The sequence below is a fragment of the Sphingobacterium kitahiroshimense genome, assembly GCF_025961315.1.
Lineage (GTDB): Bacteria > Bacteroidota > Bacteroidia > Sphingobacteriales > Sphingobacteriaceae > Sphingobacterium > Sphingobacterium anhuiense.
Genome location: NZ_JAOQNK010000001.1, coordinates 88,107 through 105,363, shown reverse-complemented (window position 1 = coordinate 105,363; position 17,257 = coordinate 88,107). Strand labels below are relative to the sequence as shown.

Annotated in this window: 7 protein-coding genes; 1 reads left to right on the top strand and 6 read right to left on the bottom strand. The window is 32.9% G+C overall.

The window, feature by feature from the left end; all coding sequences use genetic code 11:
- The 6 genes from M2265_RS00490 to M2265_RS00465 form a co-directional block, all read right to left on the bottom strand.
- A complete protein-coding gene (locus M2265_RS00490; RefSeq protein WP_132768698.1) occupies nt 1-2,892 on the bottom strand; it encodes a type I restriction-modification system subunit M in 2,892 nt (963 codons plus the stop codon).
- Nucleotides 2,893-3,099, bottom strand: coding sequence for a helix-turn-helix transcriptional regulator (locus M2265_RS00485; RefSeq protein ID WP_132768700.1), 207 nt, complete (start codon nt 3,097-3,099; stop codon nt 2,893-2,895).
- A 518-nt stretch (nt 3,100-3,617) separates the two neighbouring features.
- On the bottom strand, nt 3,618-5,552 hold the full coding sequence (locus M2265_RS00480) for a DUF262 domain-containing protein (protein ID WP_132768702.1): 1,935 nt from the start codon (nt 5,550-5,552) through the stop codon (nt 3,618-3,620).
- A gap of 1 nt (nt 5,553) precedes the next feature.
- Nucleotides 5,554-6,894 carry a DUF262 domain-containing protein gene (locus M2265_RS00475; protein ID WP_132768703.1) on the bottom strand — a complete coding sequence of 447 codons (1,341 nt, stop codon included), beginning with the start codon at nt 6,892-6,894 and terminating at the stop codon, nt 5,554-5,556.
- Nucleotides 6,895-6,998: 104 nt separating this feature from the next.
- On the bottom strand, nt 6,999-12,950 hold the full coding sequence (locus M2265_RS00470; RefSeq protein ID WP_132768705.1) for a DEAD/DEAH box helicase: 5,952 nt from the start codon (nt 12,948-12,950) through the stop codon (nt 6,999-7,001).
- A gap of 6 nt (nt 12,951-12,956) precedes the next feature.
- The gene (locus M2265_RS00465) at nt 12,957-15,986 is read right to left on the bottom strand and encodes a hypothetical protein (protein WP_132768707.1); all 3,030 of its coding nucleotides are present in this window, start codon (nt 15,984-15,986) and stop codon (nt 12,957-12,959) included.
- Nucleotides 15,987-16,794: 808 nt separating this feature from the next.
- On the opposite strand from M2265_RS00465, the gene M2265_RS00460 reads away from it, so the two are divergent.
- Entirely contained in the window at nt 16,795-17,187 is a 393-nt protein-coding gene (locus tag M2265_RS00460; protein WP_132768708.1) for a hypothetical protein, read from the top strand.
- The last annotated feature ends 70 nt before the right edge of the window (nt 17,188-17,257 follow it).

Here is a 17,257-nt window from a genome sequence, read left to right as displayed (position 1 = left end):
TTAACTCAAATATTTTAAATCAGTTAAAAAATCGTTTAATTCTTTCATTGTTTTGTTTCTGTCTTTTTCTATACTATCAGCAGAAACAAAGTATTTGTTAAAAAGGTTTTCATACGCGCCAATTAATGTTCTTTTTTCAGCATTTAAGTAACGTTGTAATTGGTTGTTTACAATATCAAAATGCTTTTTAAGAATTAGTTTTTGGGCTTCATCGGTAGTTATCATTCCACCAATTTCCGCTAATAAATTATCTAATTTATTTAATTTATTGGTAATAATCCCTTTGTCTTTAGTTAGTGCTGTAACTCGTTTTGCTATTTCTGCAATTTGTTTTTTAGCTTCTATTACTTTTGATAATTTCAATAGTGTTTCTGCTTCGTTAGTTTTATCCGCTTTTAATTCTTTTTCTAATGCTGTTACTGATTTTTTAATTTGCTCAAAATCTGAACTGGTTTTTAAATCAGTTTTGAAATCAACAATCAATTCATCGGTTCCAATATTCAATTTACCCAATTCGGTATCAACTGTTTTCAAAAGCTTAACACTTTCCTCTTTCTCTTCTTCTGAACCGTAACGTTTTAGAATTAATTTCAACTCCAACTCCGCATCTTTTACTTTTAAAGTACCTTTGATTTCTTTGATTTCGGCTTCCAATTTCAATATGGTTGTATTGATTTCTTGAAATGGTTTTGCCTCATTGAGTTTCTTCTTTTCTTTAACCAAATAATCAATATTCTTTCTAAATAGTTCTTTTACTTTAGCATTGGTTACTTTTTCACCTTCCTCTGCTTCGTATTCTAATATATTGATTGCTTCTTCAATAGCTTCCTCCAAGTTGGTTTCTTTTTCGGATTGACTTATTTCAAGATTTTCAATTTCTGTTTGCTCTTTGGTGAAAAATTCTGCAATAAGATATTCTTCAGGAATAAGTCCGGCATCCCAACCATTTTGCATTATGGTTTTTAGGTCATATTTGATATTATCCCACCAATTCACGAAAACTCCTGCGACTTGAAATTTATCCAACACACCAACTGGAACAAACTTTTCTTTAATGGTGTCCAATAATTCTTTTCTAACTTTTGGAATTTTGTCACCACCCAAAGAAATATAAGCTGCCATTGGTTCTGAAACCCTGTTTTCTTGAACAGTTTCTTTAACTGGAGCTAATGAAGAGAAATCTTCTTTTGCTAATTGCCACCAATCTGCCAAATGCAATCCCAAATCAACTAACGTTTTGACTACATTTTTATCTTCTTCAATTTGGCTTTTAATTTCAGCTTTGTCTGTTATAGCAAAGTCTTTGTATAGTTGATTTTTAGCTTTAAACAAAACACTACCATCGTAATTAAATTTTTTACAAATGGAGTTTTGTACTGCTTCAATTTCAGTTATTGGAATACCACCAACTAAATGCGCTTTTACATCTTCTGGTTCAGGTTCAGGCGTATTATCAACGTATCTTCTGATGTTTAAGGTAAATTCGTTTTCTTCAATAGTTTCTAAATCAACTAATTTGGAATATTTAGGTTCTTCTACTTTGTTTGTGAAAACATAATCGATTTTCTCAATATCCTCAGGTCGTAAGGAATTTTGTTTTTTACCTTCTGCAAAATCTTTGTCTGCATTAATAAAAAACACTTTATTCTTTAAGTTGTCAGGTTTGTTTTTATTTAAAATAATCACACAAGCTGGAATACCTGTACCATAAAATAATTGTGGTGGTAAACTTATAATTCCTTCAATTACATTATCCTTTAACATTCCCTCTCTGATTTCCTTTTCTTTTCCACCTCTAAATAAAACTCCGTGAGGCATTACAACAACAACTTTACCGTTCTTTTTACAACTTGCCAGCATATGTTGAACAAACATAAAATCAGCTTTTTTACCATCTTCTGGAGCAAAACCATAAGGAAAACGAGATTTGTACTTCATCTCGGATTCTTTGTAATTTTGAGAGAATGGAGGATTTGCAATTACTCTGTCAAACTGCAATAACTGACCATCTTTTTCATTTAATGGCTCTTCTAAAGTATCGCCATATTCAATTGTGTATTTTGAAATATTATGCAAAATGATATTCATTTTACATATTGCAACTACAGTCGGGTCCATTTCTTGGCCAAACAATTCTAAATTATTGGCGTCTTGTCCCTGCTCTTCTATGTACTGGTGTGCTTGAATTAACATACCACCCGAACCTGCTGTTGGATCATAAATTGACATTCCTTGTTCGGGTTTCATCAATTGTACTAATAACCTAACTACTTGGTTTGGTGTATAAAATTGTCCTCCTTTTTTTCCACCTTCATCCGCAAAGTGCTTTAATAAATATTCATAAGCTGCACCTAATAAATCAGGAAACTCAAAGTTTTCATTGATTAATGCTGGAAACGAATTGAAGTGTTCTAACATCTTGATAAGGTCATTGTTTTTTACAATTGCCTTCCCATCAACTTCTTTGTTGAAATTAATCCTACCTTTAAAAATACCTGATAATGTTTCAGAATTTGCATCTTCAATAGCATCTAATGCTTTGTTTAGCATTTGACCAATATTGTTTTTTAAATATTTTATAGGTGGTTGTTGGTTACCATTTTCATCTATAAACCCTTCATTCCATCTAGCTCTTGCAGGAACAAAAAAAGTGTCACCATAAGTTACTTTGTCTTCTAAAATAATTGCAAGCGTTTCTTCATCTAAATGTGCGTAATCATTTTTCTTGTAATGCCCTCGTTTTTGTTCAAATATATCAGACATTCTTTTTAAGAAAAGCATTCCAAATATAAATTCTTTGTATTCCGATGCATCCATTTTTCCTCTCAAAATATCTGCTGCTTTCATCAAGAAGCCTTCTAATTGTGAGAGTTTTATTTTATCGTTTTTCATTTACTTGTTTGAGTTCAATAAGTCTTTTATATTAATATTTAATAATTCTGCAATTTGAAGCAAAGTTTCAACTGGTGGCTGCACTTCATTTGTGCACCAACGAGAGACAGTAGTTTCATTTTTGTTCAATTCACCTGCAAGCCATTTATTAGTTTTGGCTTGTTCAGCTAGAACCGCTTTCAGCCTATTTATTGCTTTATTACTCATATTAATCTGCATTGTATGTTGATAAATCTACAGTTTACCTTTATAAAATAAAAGAGATATTTCTCTACGTGATGTAAACCAACGTTTTAAAAAATATTCAAGTTGTTTTTAAGACTAATTATATTCAGACCCACGTAAGCTTAAAAAAGCTCATTAAAATAACCTTTCTACAAATGATTTTATATCTATCTTAAAATGGATACGGAGGCTTAGTCAATAAGAGTAAAACTGCGTGAGGGCAATGGCCCTGTACCAGAAAAAGTTTAAGACATGTAGTGATTTATCTGGACAAAGAAACATCTTTCTTACAGAGAATCGGTTATACATTATTGACGAGCATCAAATGCTCCAGTTAGAAACAATTAAACATAGCGGATAACCTCGCTTTATAAGATTTCAGTTTCTATATTGGAAATCATTTTTATTCTTTTACCAATTTCCAGAAAACTATAATATACAACAATTTCTCTAGAAGTTGGCTATTACAATTTTTCGGTATTTGTTCTAAAAATCACAGTTTAATTGTTTTGAATAAAGCCATTGAACATAGCTACCACTTCTTGATTATGCTCATAAATATCTGTTTCACTCCATGTATCAGAATTGTAATTATTCATCATTACATATTGCTTCAAACTATCATAAGCCAATTGACCTCCTTGATTTAATTTAGCATAATAATTCCTTTTAGCAGTCGGCAAATGATGATTTAATTTTGAGTTTTTTTGATGACTTATTAAACACAAATTACCAAAAGAATGTAATGCTTTTTCATCCTCTAACTTTCTACCTCCAATAGGATTTTGGGGATAGTAATGCTCCACAGAACTTCTAAATGAAAATTCGAAGCTAGAGAATTTTCCGGTTTTATCATTTAACCATATAATATAGTCTAAAAAGTTAAATACTAAATTATTTTCAATAGATCCATATATTAATCCCATATTATCGTCAGTGATGATTGGATATTCTTCTAACAAGAAGTGATTTTCATATATCAAAGTGTAATAATCCAATTTTGATTGACTATCTCTATTTAAAAATCTAAAACAAACTAAGTCTTTCGCAAATTTCTCTAAATATAATTGATAGTTATTAACATTTATCTCCTTAGCATCAATCAAATAATATAAAACAGCATTTAGCCAATGTTTGTAAATCATTGTTGGGGTGGAAACATGAAACATTGATAATAGCATTACAATAATCTCATTTTCGCAATTAGCTTCATCTCCAAATGTATTAACATAAAATCCTTTTTTGCCATCATTTGATTTTAAGGTTAAGACGCTCCATCCTTCTTTATTAGCTAAAAACTGACGTTTTAATACATATTTATCCAGTAAATATTTCCCATTTAGCATTTGAAACATAAATTGTAATGCAAATTCTTTCGACAGAAGACCACTTCTCTTTATCTCATTTTTAAAAAAATATATCAATTTTTTATCGTCCAAAGTTGTTTCTTTATTCTTTGTGTAAACACGAAGTAATTGTAATAGAAAATTCTGAAAATTAACAGGTGAAGTGAATCTATCAGGTGTTTCATTTACATTTTCCTTTATATTAAATCTACCTTTGACTATAATTTCTTCTACAGTTAACTCTTGAAGTTCTTTAGTTTTACCATTTATATTATATTTAAGAAAAACATCTTGCAATTCATCTACATTTGCGAGTTGTAAAGTTGTCCAATCTTTTCCAAACAATTTTCTTCTTAACTTTGGTTCAAAACCAAATTGTACATAACGTTCCATATTACTTACAGCATCCCAGACTACATGAAATAGCTCCAAAAGATGTTTGTTATTAATATCTTCTTCATCATATAAACAATCTAGTAACATAGATTTGACCACTTCGTGTTTTTCGAGTTGCTCCCCTCTATTATTCATAATTTCAAAATAATGATTCAAATCAGTATCATAAGGAACTTCAACTTGTAATATTGTAACATACTCGCATAGATAATGTACAAAGTCGGCAATCATAATTTGATTCTCTTCTAGCTTGTTTTTTATATCTAAAATAATATGATCATAAGCTTCTTTTATTGTATTATGATAATCTTTATTAGAATCAAAAAAACCTGAAAATGAAAAATCTAATCCATTCTGAGATAACGGTCTGCTTTCAAATGATAATAAATTCTCTTTAAACCAGTCAATTACTTTATATTCATTTTGTAATACAGATAATAAAATTGAGAAAGTCGTAAGACGTTGTTGCCCATCAATTGTATCAAAAAAATGGGTTCCTTTTTCATTACGTTCAAATACAACTAAGGTACCTATGTAATAATTACGTTTTTCTGGAATATAATCGATGATATCTTGGATCAACTGAGATATTTCTGATCTACCCCAAGCATAATTTCTCTGATAAATAGGAATACGATATTTCGAGGTTGTAAACAACGTTTTTATATTAAATGTATTTATTTCGTGTTGCATATTATATATAATATAGTTTCGTCAGAATTTTTTCGATTTCTGGAATTTCTCTTTTCTTAGTGAAGTTGAAAATTGTAGGACGACGTAGTGCTTCCTGCGGTGTATAGCTATTTTTAATATCTAAAAACATATTTGAGCCCAAAACATGATTATCTACACTTTCAAACTGAATTGCATAATATTCTAACCGTAGTTTGTAAGACCAAGCAAAAAGCTTTTCTATGGCTAAATCAATATTGTGAGTACCAAATTTATCAATATAAAAAACTAAAATACATTCAAATAGTGTTCGAACATAAGTATCTCCTGTACGTTCCCATCCGTCATATTCTTTTATTACCTTTAAAATACTTCGTGATATTGAGTTTAGAGATGAATTATCCTTAATGTCATTAAGCATTAAATCAAACACCTTTTTGTAATGACTAATCATCTCAAAAAAACGTCTTCCATTTAAAATTGGTCCGTCTAATTGAAATGGATACGATTTTAAATTTAAATCTATCTGTCTATGATAACTTCCATTATATTCATCTGTATAATGGTGTAAAATTCTTAATGCTTCTGCATATTTATAATCTCCTATTTTACCAACGGTTACACCTTTAAATAAAAAAATTTTATTCTTATCAAATTCAGTTCCAGATTCCCCACGAGACCAAGAACGAATTCTAAACAGATATTCTGAGAACAATTTTGATAATTTATCAGATTGATAAGCTTCCCAGGCTGTGACATCATTCAATTTACTTTTTTCCTCATCAATGCTATATTCACGCAAATGATAGGCTTTTAAAAGATCGTGCGGCTCTAAATCTTTACCTCGTGAATTTTGCGCATCAAAAAACTGAAAAGCTTCACTTATATTATTAATTTCAAAATAAATCAACTCACAATGATGAAGAAAAAAACGTACAAAATCTTCATCTAAATTGGCTACATATCTACATGCGACCAGATAGTTATTTGCAATATTTTTCTGCGAAATTTCGTTACTAAATGAAAAACTTATTATTTTTGAAGATATACGATCTATCTCTTTTATAAGAATTGGATCCTTAAATGAAAAAACAGCTACAATAGCTTTGAATAAAAGCAAGCAGCTAATAGTTCTTTGTTGCCCATCTACGATATTGTATTCTGTTCCATCTTTATTAATTACTAAAGTACCTAATCTATAAGCTGTCTTGTTCTTAAACAGACTGATATCTTCAATTAATTGTTGAATATGGCGTTCTTGCCATTTATAAGGTCTTTGATAAACAGGTAATTTTAAATTCGAAAAAGTCAAAAGATCCTTTATTGCAATAATTTTAGTATGTAAACTTATATCTTCGTCCATATTTTATGCTTTTTTTATTAAAATCGATACACCAACTTAACTCTCCAGTCAGCAGCTCATACTTCATCCCCTTGTTTATTTTGGTAGGCTATACTCAATAAGTACTACTTTTTAACAATACTGAATGTATAAAGTATAGGGTTTTCAGTATTATATCCCTTAATACTAAATGTATCAAATGCACCAATATTACCATTATTATATTTTTTAAAACCATCGCAAAACCATCCATGCTCAATACCTCCATCTGGTCGAATTCGGATTATTACATCATCTGATTCAAATTTAAAATAACGATAATGAGGTAAAGTGTCATCAGAATGTATACCCACATCAGTTAACTCAAGATCCCAAGCATTTAAATTAATAAATGCATCACGATCGATATCAGAGGAGTAATTATGATGGATTTGATAAGGCACTCTACTATCCTGAGTATAAATTGGACAACTATAGAAATCAAACTCATTCAAATCAAGGTTAAACTCATTCTTTATAGATTCTATAAACTGAAACATAAGCATCACAGCCATTGGTGATTTACAATAACGATCAGAATAAGTAATATCAAATTTTTTATTCTGCATCACAGACCGTAAATCTAGTCTACTTCCTAAATCGTCGAAGACTTTAGCAAAAATTTTATTAGAAAGAATTCTCTGATTTCTAGTCATGATTATATGTGCTTCAGCAACATTTCCGTCAGTGGGGCGCGACCATTCTAGTGACTCCCGATTTATCTTAGATGTAGAATCTAGCTTATAAATTTGGCCGTTACCGGATGTAGCCCATTCACTGTTTAACGATTGAATAGTACCTTCTCGACCATAATAGCGAATGTAGGAACCATCTTGCAATTCAATTTCCACCAATAAACTTAATCCCGTATAATCATCTGAATCGTTTTCAAAATAGTTTACATAGTTTTCAGACTTTTTCAGATCTATATATTCATCTACAGACGGTTGGGCATCTCCTTTTCTTACTACGATTGATGCTTTACCTATCATTCTTGAAAAGCGAGCTATAAATGGTAACTCCTCGAAATTCCAGTTTTGGAAATCTCTCTCAACAAATAAGGTCAGTCCTTTTGGTTTCTTTCTTGTAACTATTTTATTCAATTCATCTTTTATCGGCTGTACCAATACAGAAAATCGATCATTTAACAAGTGTATTTCCTCTGGTACGATTTGATTAAGAGTTTGCTCTAACCATTCAATGGCGGAATGACGATCTAAACTATCCATATGCCATTGTGTACTTCGATCTATCAGACACTTTGTACAGGCAGCTTCGCAAGTACAGCTCGCTAATGTATGTAACGCTTCTTTAAAAATTTCAATTGCATAGAGTGAGAATTGAGGTGCATAGCCTGCTCCACCTTTTGCTGTGTCAAATATAAATAAGGTTGAATAATCCCTGTACTTCTTAATACCAAAGCCCAATTCTGAGGCTTCAATAGCCAAGTACTGTGCAAGTACCTTTACAAAAACACTTCCGAGTGTATATAAAAGCTTATGATCTGCTGTATAGGAATCTATATCGTCTTTAATCCTTAATTCGCAATAATCTGTTTGAAAACGACCTCCCAAGATAACATTTTCGCGTATCGCAAAAGCTTTATCATTTCCCGCGCAATGAGTATTATCCTCCTGATCTCCTCTTCTATTTTTTCCACCACGCAGTCGTGTATGATTTTGCAAGTCAGACGGACGTGTAGATGCTCGTCCACAGGTTAAACACACTGAGAATCCAGCGCCACTACCAACGTTATAATACAAAATCTCCGCATTAGAAGAACTGCTTTCTCTAATTTCAAAATAACTATTGGATGTTTCGGTCCACGGTAGTAGATTTATGAGCATTGGATCTACGTAGTGTACTTCTGACTGCTCTGTTATCTTACGTGAAGGTTGCGCATACATATCTACAGCAAAGCCTACAGGCTCTATCACTTGTGTAAATGGTGACGGTGCACAATCAGTTAACTTTATTCCTCTAAAAGATCCTTGTGCTTTACAGTGTGGACACTGTTCATTTCCCATGGGGTCTCCTTCTGTATTAATAATCTCCTGATAACCGCAACTTTCACAGGTACGTATTAATTCACGTACAGCCTCTGCGGTATGGTTAGATAGAATGACTCCTGCCGAAGTAAAGCTCTTTCCATCAATAACTACTCTTGTACCAGGTGCGTATTCCATTAACGCTCTTGTAATAAAATGAGATGGTCCCGTATCAAAATTGTTAGTATTATTAATTCTATCTCTATAATCTTGAGCAGTGGTATTGTCAAACGTAACCACGCCAGTTGGCATCCCCGCAGAAGGAAGAAAACCGGAAGAAACCAAATAACTTATCGCATTTTGATTAATAAAAGTAAAGTACTGACGTAGCACCGAACGTGTCGCTGGTCCGTCTTCACCAAACTCAGCGGTTAAATCCATAATTTTTTTCTGAAAACCTGCTATTTTTTGACAAGTTTCTTCCAATACATGTCCAAAATTTTCTACTACATTTCCAACTAATACAGTAATTGCCGCATCTCGCAAAGGTGTAAATTTCGTCAAATGTTTGACATGTGGTATATAATAATCAATAGACGAACTATTTAACCAATTATTAAATTGTTCTGCTACCGCTATACTTTCACCTTCAACCGGAAAAATATCCGATAACTTATTCATAATCGCTATACCGTTTGCATTTTCTTGGACATACTTTCCAAAAAAATAAGAATTGACATGGCGCTGTATGAGTCTTGTACTGTGAAAATCAACACGCGGAGCAGCAATAGCATGCTTCAAAGCCCAATCTGGCTCTCGCAAAACGTTGTTACCAATTGGTGTAGGACCACATGTGGTAAATGCCAACGATTTGGCTTCAGAACGACGCCCTGCTCGTCCTGCTCTTTGTAGATAATTTGCTGGACCTGGAGGAACGTTGTTCATCATCACAACTGAGATCCCTTTTAAATCTACTCCCATCTCCATAGTAGTAGAACAATTGAGTATATTAATTTTACCATCAATAAACTTGGCTTCCAGATCATTCAATCGAGATCTATTTTGTTGTGCAGAATGCTCTCCCGCTAGATAAATTGGCCTGTTACGAATAATACGTTCATGTAAATCATTCCACACCCCTTTTTTCTTTAAAATAGCGGAATTTTCTGCCATCCAACTCAATGCCAAAGTTTTATCCAGCACATTATTCGCCATATTAAATGGGTGTTCATAATGTGGGAATTTTATTTCTTCTTGTTTTATCCTGAATTGCTCAATTGTATCTGCGTTTAAATCACCACTAATCCAAGGTGAATATCCCCTAAAATGTCGATTAATCAAACGTTTCTTTACTGGGCACAACCAAACACTGTTAGTCAAACTAAAAACACTGCTCTCCTCTAATCTCAATTTGAAAGAATCATCTCCCATATTCCTAATCACATGTCTACTGACCAGGGTTCCCCATATGGCTTGCAGCAAACTATCTATGCGATCCTGATTCCCGGAGCTAATTTCTTCAAAATTGTGATAACCTAATCCTGCACATAATAGAGTGACAAAACGATGTTGTCGTTTTCTATTCGGATTAAAACTTGGCCATCGTGTTATTTTGTCAGTACGTTGATCAGTAGCGCTCGGATATATAGGTTTAGAGCGCATAAAGGCTACAGAATAATTATATAATGCAGGATCAAACTCAAAATGGAAGGGGTAGCGGATAATATAATCTGCCGCAATCTTTACCAAGTTTTTATATTCTTCTATATCAATCCCAAATTCACCACAAATAGCAGGTAAACTACACGCATCAACTGCTGGGTAATCAAGCCCAATCATACCTAAATTTTCAATAGATCTCGACCTTGGTAAACGTCTTGCAAACTCGTCATAAAGTATCCCTCTCAAATAATTGTTAAGGTTACCGGTGTCCTTATTCAAGCTGTTATTCCTTAATAGCACTGCTGCGTCACTTCTATTTCTTAAAAATTCTAAAAGAGAATCCCACCTGAGCACTTCTTTAGTTGATGATTGATCATGTTTATTTTTTATAGTTTGAATATTTTGATTGATACTATCATGCATATAGACAGGTTGATCAATTAATTGCTGTTTGAAATTTTCCAACTTTAACATATCTAAAGCAATATCTTCTACTGATAGTTTCGTCGATGAATTTAGCTCTAATAATTTATGATAGACCTGCGCACGAATCCAATTCGACTCCGTATCAATATTGAGTAAGGCCGATATTTTTGCTGTTCCTTGTCGACTGTCAGTAAAAGAAATGTATTTATGTCCATTCCATTGCATATCTTTTGTAATAGGCCTCATCTCTGGAGTCGCCTCCAGAAAGAGGTCAGCTAATATTCGATTGACAAAACTACTGCTTAATCTAAAATGAAGTGGATTTTCTAGATTGGAATGACAATGAGGACAGACACAAACCTGTTGCTCATTCAAATAATATAAATATGCACCTTCACCACAATCAAGTATCCCTTTGTATGCAATCTCAAATTTTGTAGCTTCATGAATATGTCTTTTTGGATCTTGCTTTGTAAAGAAAAATGTTGTTACATTTACAATTCCAACCTCTTCGTCATGACCTTCATCTTGTTCTCCACTATAATCATCAATATTAAAATTATCATTGACAACTGATGTCATTAGCTGGATTCGCTGATGACCACTTCTACCAGTAATACGATCAGCCATCATCAATTCATTACCACAAGAACGGCAGGCCACCAATTCAACCATAGGATGACCACAAGTGCAATGATGTGCTGCAAAAGTGGTAATCTTGCCATAAGGTGATTTAACTAGCTTTTCATCGGTACAATCTTTATTTGTACAGACATAAATACCACCTAAACTTCGTCCAAAAAAATGTCCTCGAACTGGTAAAATGGATTTGCCGGCCACTGTGCATTCGGCAAGTTCGTCAATAAGCGCAAGTGAGTCAGTTGTTTTAGAAACGTTAAATTTTTTGGAAATTTCACTTAGACGAAGACTGTCCTCTTTTCTGATTTTATAACGTAAAGCCTGAATCTCCTTAAAGTTGTATTGCGGTAATGGATTTTCGATCAGCTCTTCAAATTTCCGTTGCCCTGTAATTACCTCTATTTGAGACTGATCAATACCACAAAGCTTCGACATAAACTCCTTTAGAGATACTACTGCACTTTCGCCCTGTCCCACTGTCGCGGAAGTAATCGCAAATCGAATATCCTTAGCCTGAACCCCAAATGCATCTACTACTCTACGAATCAAAAGAGACATCTCTGCTGCTGAGGATCCAGTCAGAGTATGTGCCTCATCCATAACGATCCAACGTAAGGTACCCTGAGATTGCTGCAAAATAGGAACGTCCTTATCCCTTACCATCATATACTCTAACATGGTCGGGTTGGTAAACAAAATCGGTGGAGCATTTCGACGAATCTCAGCACGCGTCAAGATACGGGGATAAGCCGCTTCTTGCTTTTTATTCGGACCATCGTTCGGAGTATCCCCTGTATAAACAGCAAAATTAACACCACCAATCGCTCTCAACCAAGACTCCATACGCTTTATCTGACTATTGATTAAGGCATTTAAGGGATACAAAAAGATTGCCTTGACTCCACTTCCGTGAGTCCGGTGCTGATACAGATCGGCCAATATCGGAAGCATAAAACATTCTGTCTTACCAGAACCTGTACCAGTGGTAACCGCGATAGATTTATTCGCTTTCAAAAGATAATTCCAGCTTCTAACTTGGTGTTTATATGGATAAATATTGCTAGAGAATCGTGCATCCTCATCATTAATATCATTTAATGCCTTAATAAAATGTGTCCCAAATAAATCAGTCATTTCACCAAAGGCCTCCTCTCCTGCTTCCCATGGAAAACTATTCTGGATCACCGGCTCACTCATTAAGGGTTCCGCCTTAAATAATTCAAGATAGGCTTGTTGCATAGCTACATCACCAGTAGACCATAATGATAATACAGAATCTTTTAGTCTCTGATCGATATTATTGTAAATATTTTTATAATTCATAGAATTCTATCTTTTGTTTAATTGATTGAAAGAATAAAGTAACGCACCGAAATACCACATAGGATCTGTCTGCTTTGCATAAATCATATATCGGCGGATATACTCTACTTTTGTTAACCAAAAACTGCTGTGGTCAGTTAAAGATGTGATTGCACAAGCCACAGCTATTGGCGTGTTTATAATTAACTTTAAGCGTTCATCAGGTATATCTATTTTAATCGCATATGGGCTTAATCTTGGACTTTCCAATGGCATACCTTCCAATACCCTCTTACCTAACCGCCCCCGCATATCTACTAACATAGATTTGATAGCGTTTACTTCGACTTCATTTGAAACAATCGCTTTTCCAAGTTTTGGGTGAACTGAATTATAATACTCCAATAAAATTAGATGGTTAAAATCCTCTAATCCAAAACATTTCTGCCAACTGTCTATAGAGATCCAATGAAACTGAAACCCGAGGTCTAATTCAAATTGATTAACCCAATTTAAATTGCTACATAATTTATGAAGGAATACAAATGCTTTAGCTGCCAAACTTTGATCAATAGAAACAGCCCGAATAATATCAAACGTTGAAAATGGAATTTTAAAGTGACGAGCTATCGCATAGTACTCTCTAAACTTTTTCCATACGCCAGATTCATACCCTCCCTCTTGTAATGGCACCTGAAAACTTTCCAACCTAGCATAACGATCATTGTCAGTTGTTGTCTCTTCATTTATTGTAAGATTAATAAATCTCGGTTGGACCCTTATAGGAGATTCATTTGTTGAAAAAACAATAAATTTTGTCAATTCTGTTTTTGAACTATTTAAAACGTACTGACAATCACCCAAATACTCCAAATCAATAATCTGAATATCAGTATATGAACACTCTAAAGGAACTGCGACTAGATTGGCCTGGAGATCGACATTTAAATTCAGCAAAACCTGATCGTTAACAATCTGAGCTCGTAAATTCGCCTTATACTGCAACAACTTAAATGATTTAATAGATATCAATGAATCATTGGGACCAAGTTTGCTGATCTGGCAAATAATAGAATTTGAAGAGTCTAAAATATTTACAAGTTTAAATAACGAATTATAATAATCCTCAAATTCAACCAGTGAAGTAATTGCTTTGCTGATGGGATATGTTAATCGAATATGTTTATAGCGATTGTTCCAAAAAGTCGCAAAATAATAATGATCGGTTTTATCCGTGATGATACGGTATCCATACAAATTATCGACAAATAATTCTTCATCCTCGTTCACAGTTTTATTATCGGAATCAATAATCTCTAGTCCTTTAAAAGGACTAATCAAATTAAGTCTTAGTGTAGTGCCTTGATTTTGAACATGAATATTTAATCGAAGCACACTAGGTCTCTTCTCAATGTCATTGATTGTATATTTCAACGTGTTGTCATCCAACTTTTGGACTTGGTATAAGGGAGTAGATTCAGCCTGTATAGATAAATTTTCGGGATTAATGAAAGAGATTTCTATCTGGTTTAAATTGGAATATACTGTTCTATTGAATTGACCGATATTAAAAACTTTATCAAACTCTTCAATACCATCACAAACAAATTTTAATTCATATAAGCCCACTTCCCATATACCGTGGTTGTACGAAATCCACTCACTAGCTGATTTATATTTCCTATAATATTGCTCAATACCATTGTTAATTCTTGCACCAGTATTATTATAGAAATAAATCGTCGGTTTACGTTGAACTATTTTGTAATTGGCATCTTTGATCCAAGAAGGCATAACGCTATTGACAAACCAATCAAATTGAGGTTCTACTGTTAAGCTGAATTTAATCGTTTGCGGATAATTCCTCACAGAAACCTGTTTCTCAAACTTATATACCGCTATTTTTCCGTCTTGAATTTCGGTAATCTTAGAAGCTGTCTGCTCATCAACAATCCAATCTCTTGGAACCATTATATAAGCATGATCGATACTAATATTTCGCCGTTTTTCAAATATAAATCGGTTCTCTGAAATAGGCTTTAGCAATATTGGTTCTGAAGGATTAAAATCAAATAGCAGATGATTATTAATGGGATAATTAATACCGCTTTTACTGATCATTATTATTTCAGGTATTGAAAGCTCGCTTTTTGTAAAATCTTCTTCATAAAAGTGTATTTGTTTTACAAATCCAAAATTTGAAACATTATAGTAATTTCCCTGCTTAGTTAGAGTAGCTACTACACTACCATTGACAATCAATTTATACTCAGATTCGATTACATCCAAATCGATACCTAATAAAGTTTCCAGATCCTTTTGTTCAAATCTATTTGCGATATCAAAATCGAGAGAGATATTCGTAAAATTATCTTTTACGAGCCAATAAAACCTAACTTTACTTATCTTTCTGGTTGATTTGTACTTTTCTCGCGTAGTCAGCAATTCTGTTTTCAATTGCTTTAAATTGGCGTTATTGTCCAAATGGGAAAGGTAAGCTAAGTCGTCGTTCAGAATGGCCTGAACGATTTCCAAACAATTTTGATAGAAGTCATCATTTTGTGCAGACCTAGGTAAATAGGTCAGAGAACTACTTTCGTATATATCACTTAAAGAAGATACTTTGGCTTTCACAAGTTCATTTAGAAAAGCTTTAAAACTAGTTCCAAACTGTCCTGTCAAAACTTTTAAAGGCATCCCTCCTTGCATTAACATCGTTCTTAAATACAACGTATTGGTCTGTCGTATCCAGTTAATTTTGAGCAATGCAGCGCCCTCTCGAGCTAGCTTATATATATCTTCAGATGATAGAAAGGCATTCGAAATGTCAGCTGCGACTTTATCTTTTGTAACATAGCTACCTTCATATTTTCTCCTCCACCACTCAGCAAAATATAGACAATAGTCTCTCTTGTCGATTTTGGTTTTGGAAGTATTATCTTTTAAGAATTTCTCTAAACGAAGAAACTCTTCTTCGGTCACGTTATATGTCCATAATGGTACACCAATGTGGTTTTCTATACCTCGTGCAATTAATAATTTTCTAAATTCACTCATGATTGACCAAAGCAGCTTAAAGTATTAAAATAAAAGTCATAAAGGTTTTTTATAAAAAAATATAATAAATAAACATCATAGTAATACTGAAGACTTGAGGTTTAGAACTCTTTCATAACTTAGTTAGGATTTCCTCAAAAGAATCAATCCATCTAGAAACATTCCGCAATATAAACTGAAAATCAAATATTAAAAAATTAAAAGCAAAATAGTTTTGCAAGAAGTAGTTTCTCAATATTACCTAAATTTAAAAGCAAGCGTAACTCTTCAACTATTATTAGGTTTTTTTAAAGTCATTTTCTATTTAGACTAACCCAATTAAGTCAACTCTACAACTGAAACGCTTATAAAGTAAAAATACAGTTCACAATACCATATGCAATAACGTACAAAAATAAGTAATCAAATTGTGATATGGATACGGGAAACCGTAAGGTAAAGAAAAGGGAGGAACTGTTCGATTTATTAAAATTGATCCAAAACGACTGCTGATGTTCTTAATTTAAAGATATTTAATATCTGTCCTTCGATGAATCTGCAAAATTTCTGGAAATATACACTCCCTGAATATTCATCAAAAGTGACGTAGTGACGTCGAAAAAATCAAACTATTCTTTTTCCAGTGATCTCAAAAATACGAATCCTAGTATTAGCAAATTTTTGGTGTATAGATTTCTACTATATACATTTACTAAGATTATTTTACATAGTAGTATAGTCAAATATAATTTTTTTTCATTTACCAAAGGAATTGTCGTCAAACATTGTAACTTCGCAGTTCAAATCATTTATCTTATTATATTAATCTATGAAGAAAATAATATTTCTACTTACTGTTATTTGTTCCCTGTTCATTTTTGAAAATACATTTGCTCAGGTGTATGAACCTATAAATACTCCTAAAATTAAAGATGGCGAATACAAGGCTATAGTCAAATACAATAATTTTTCGACAAATGCGATGTCTACTTACGAGTTACTTATCACAATTAAAAGCGAAAGAGTTATTGCACTTCACTTTCCAAATGAAGGATCAATACATTCAGGCCAAAATAATAGTGGATATTCTTACTCAGGGGGTGCTTTAATCAAAAACTTAAAGTATGATAGGTCAGGAGCCATTTTTATTGATTCTGCTACGACAAGCATACAAGTCCGATATAAAAATGGCTCCACAGTAAGTTTTACTGTTTTAATTTAACCTCAAATTGGTTGCATGATACCCACCTACCTAATGTGCCAAATAAAAATAGATATGTTCGAGAGGATAA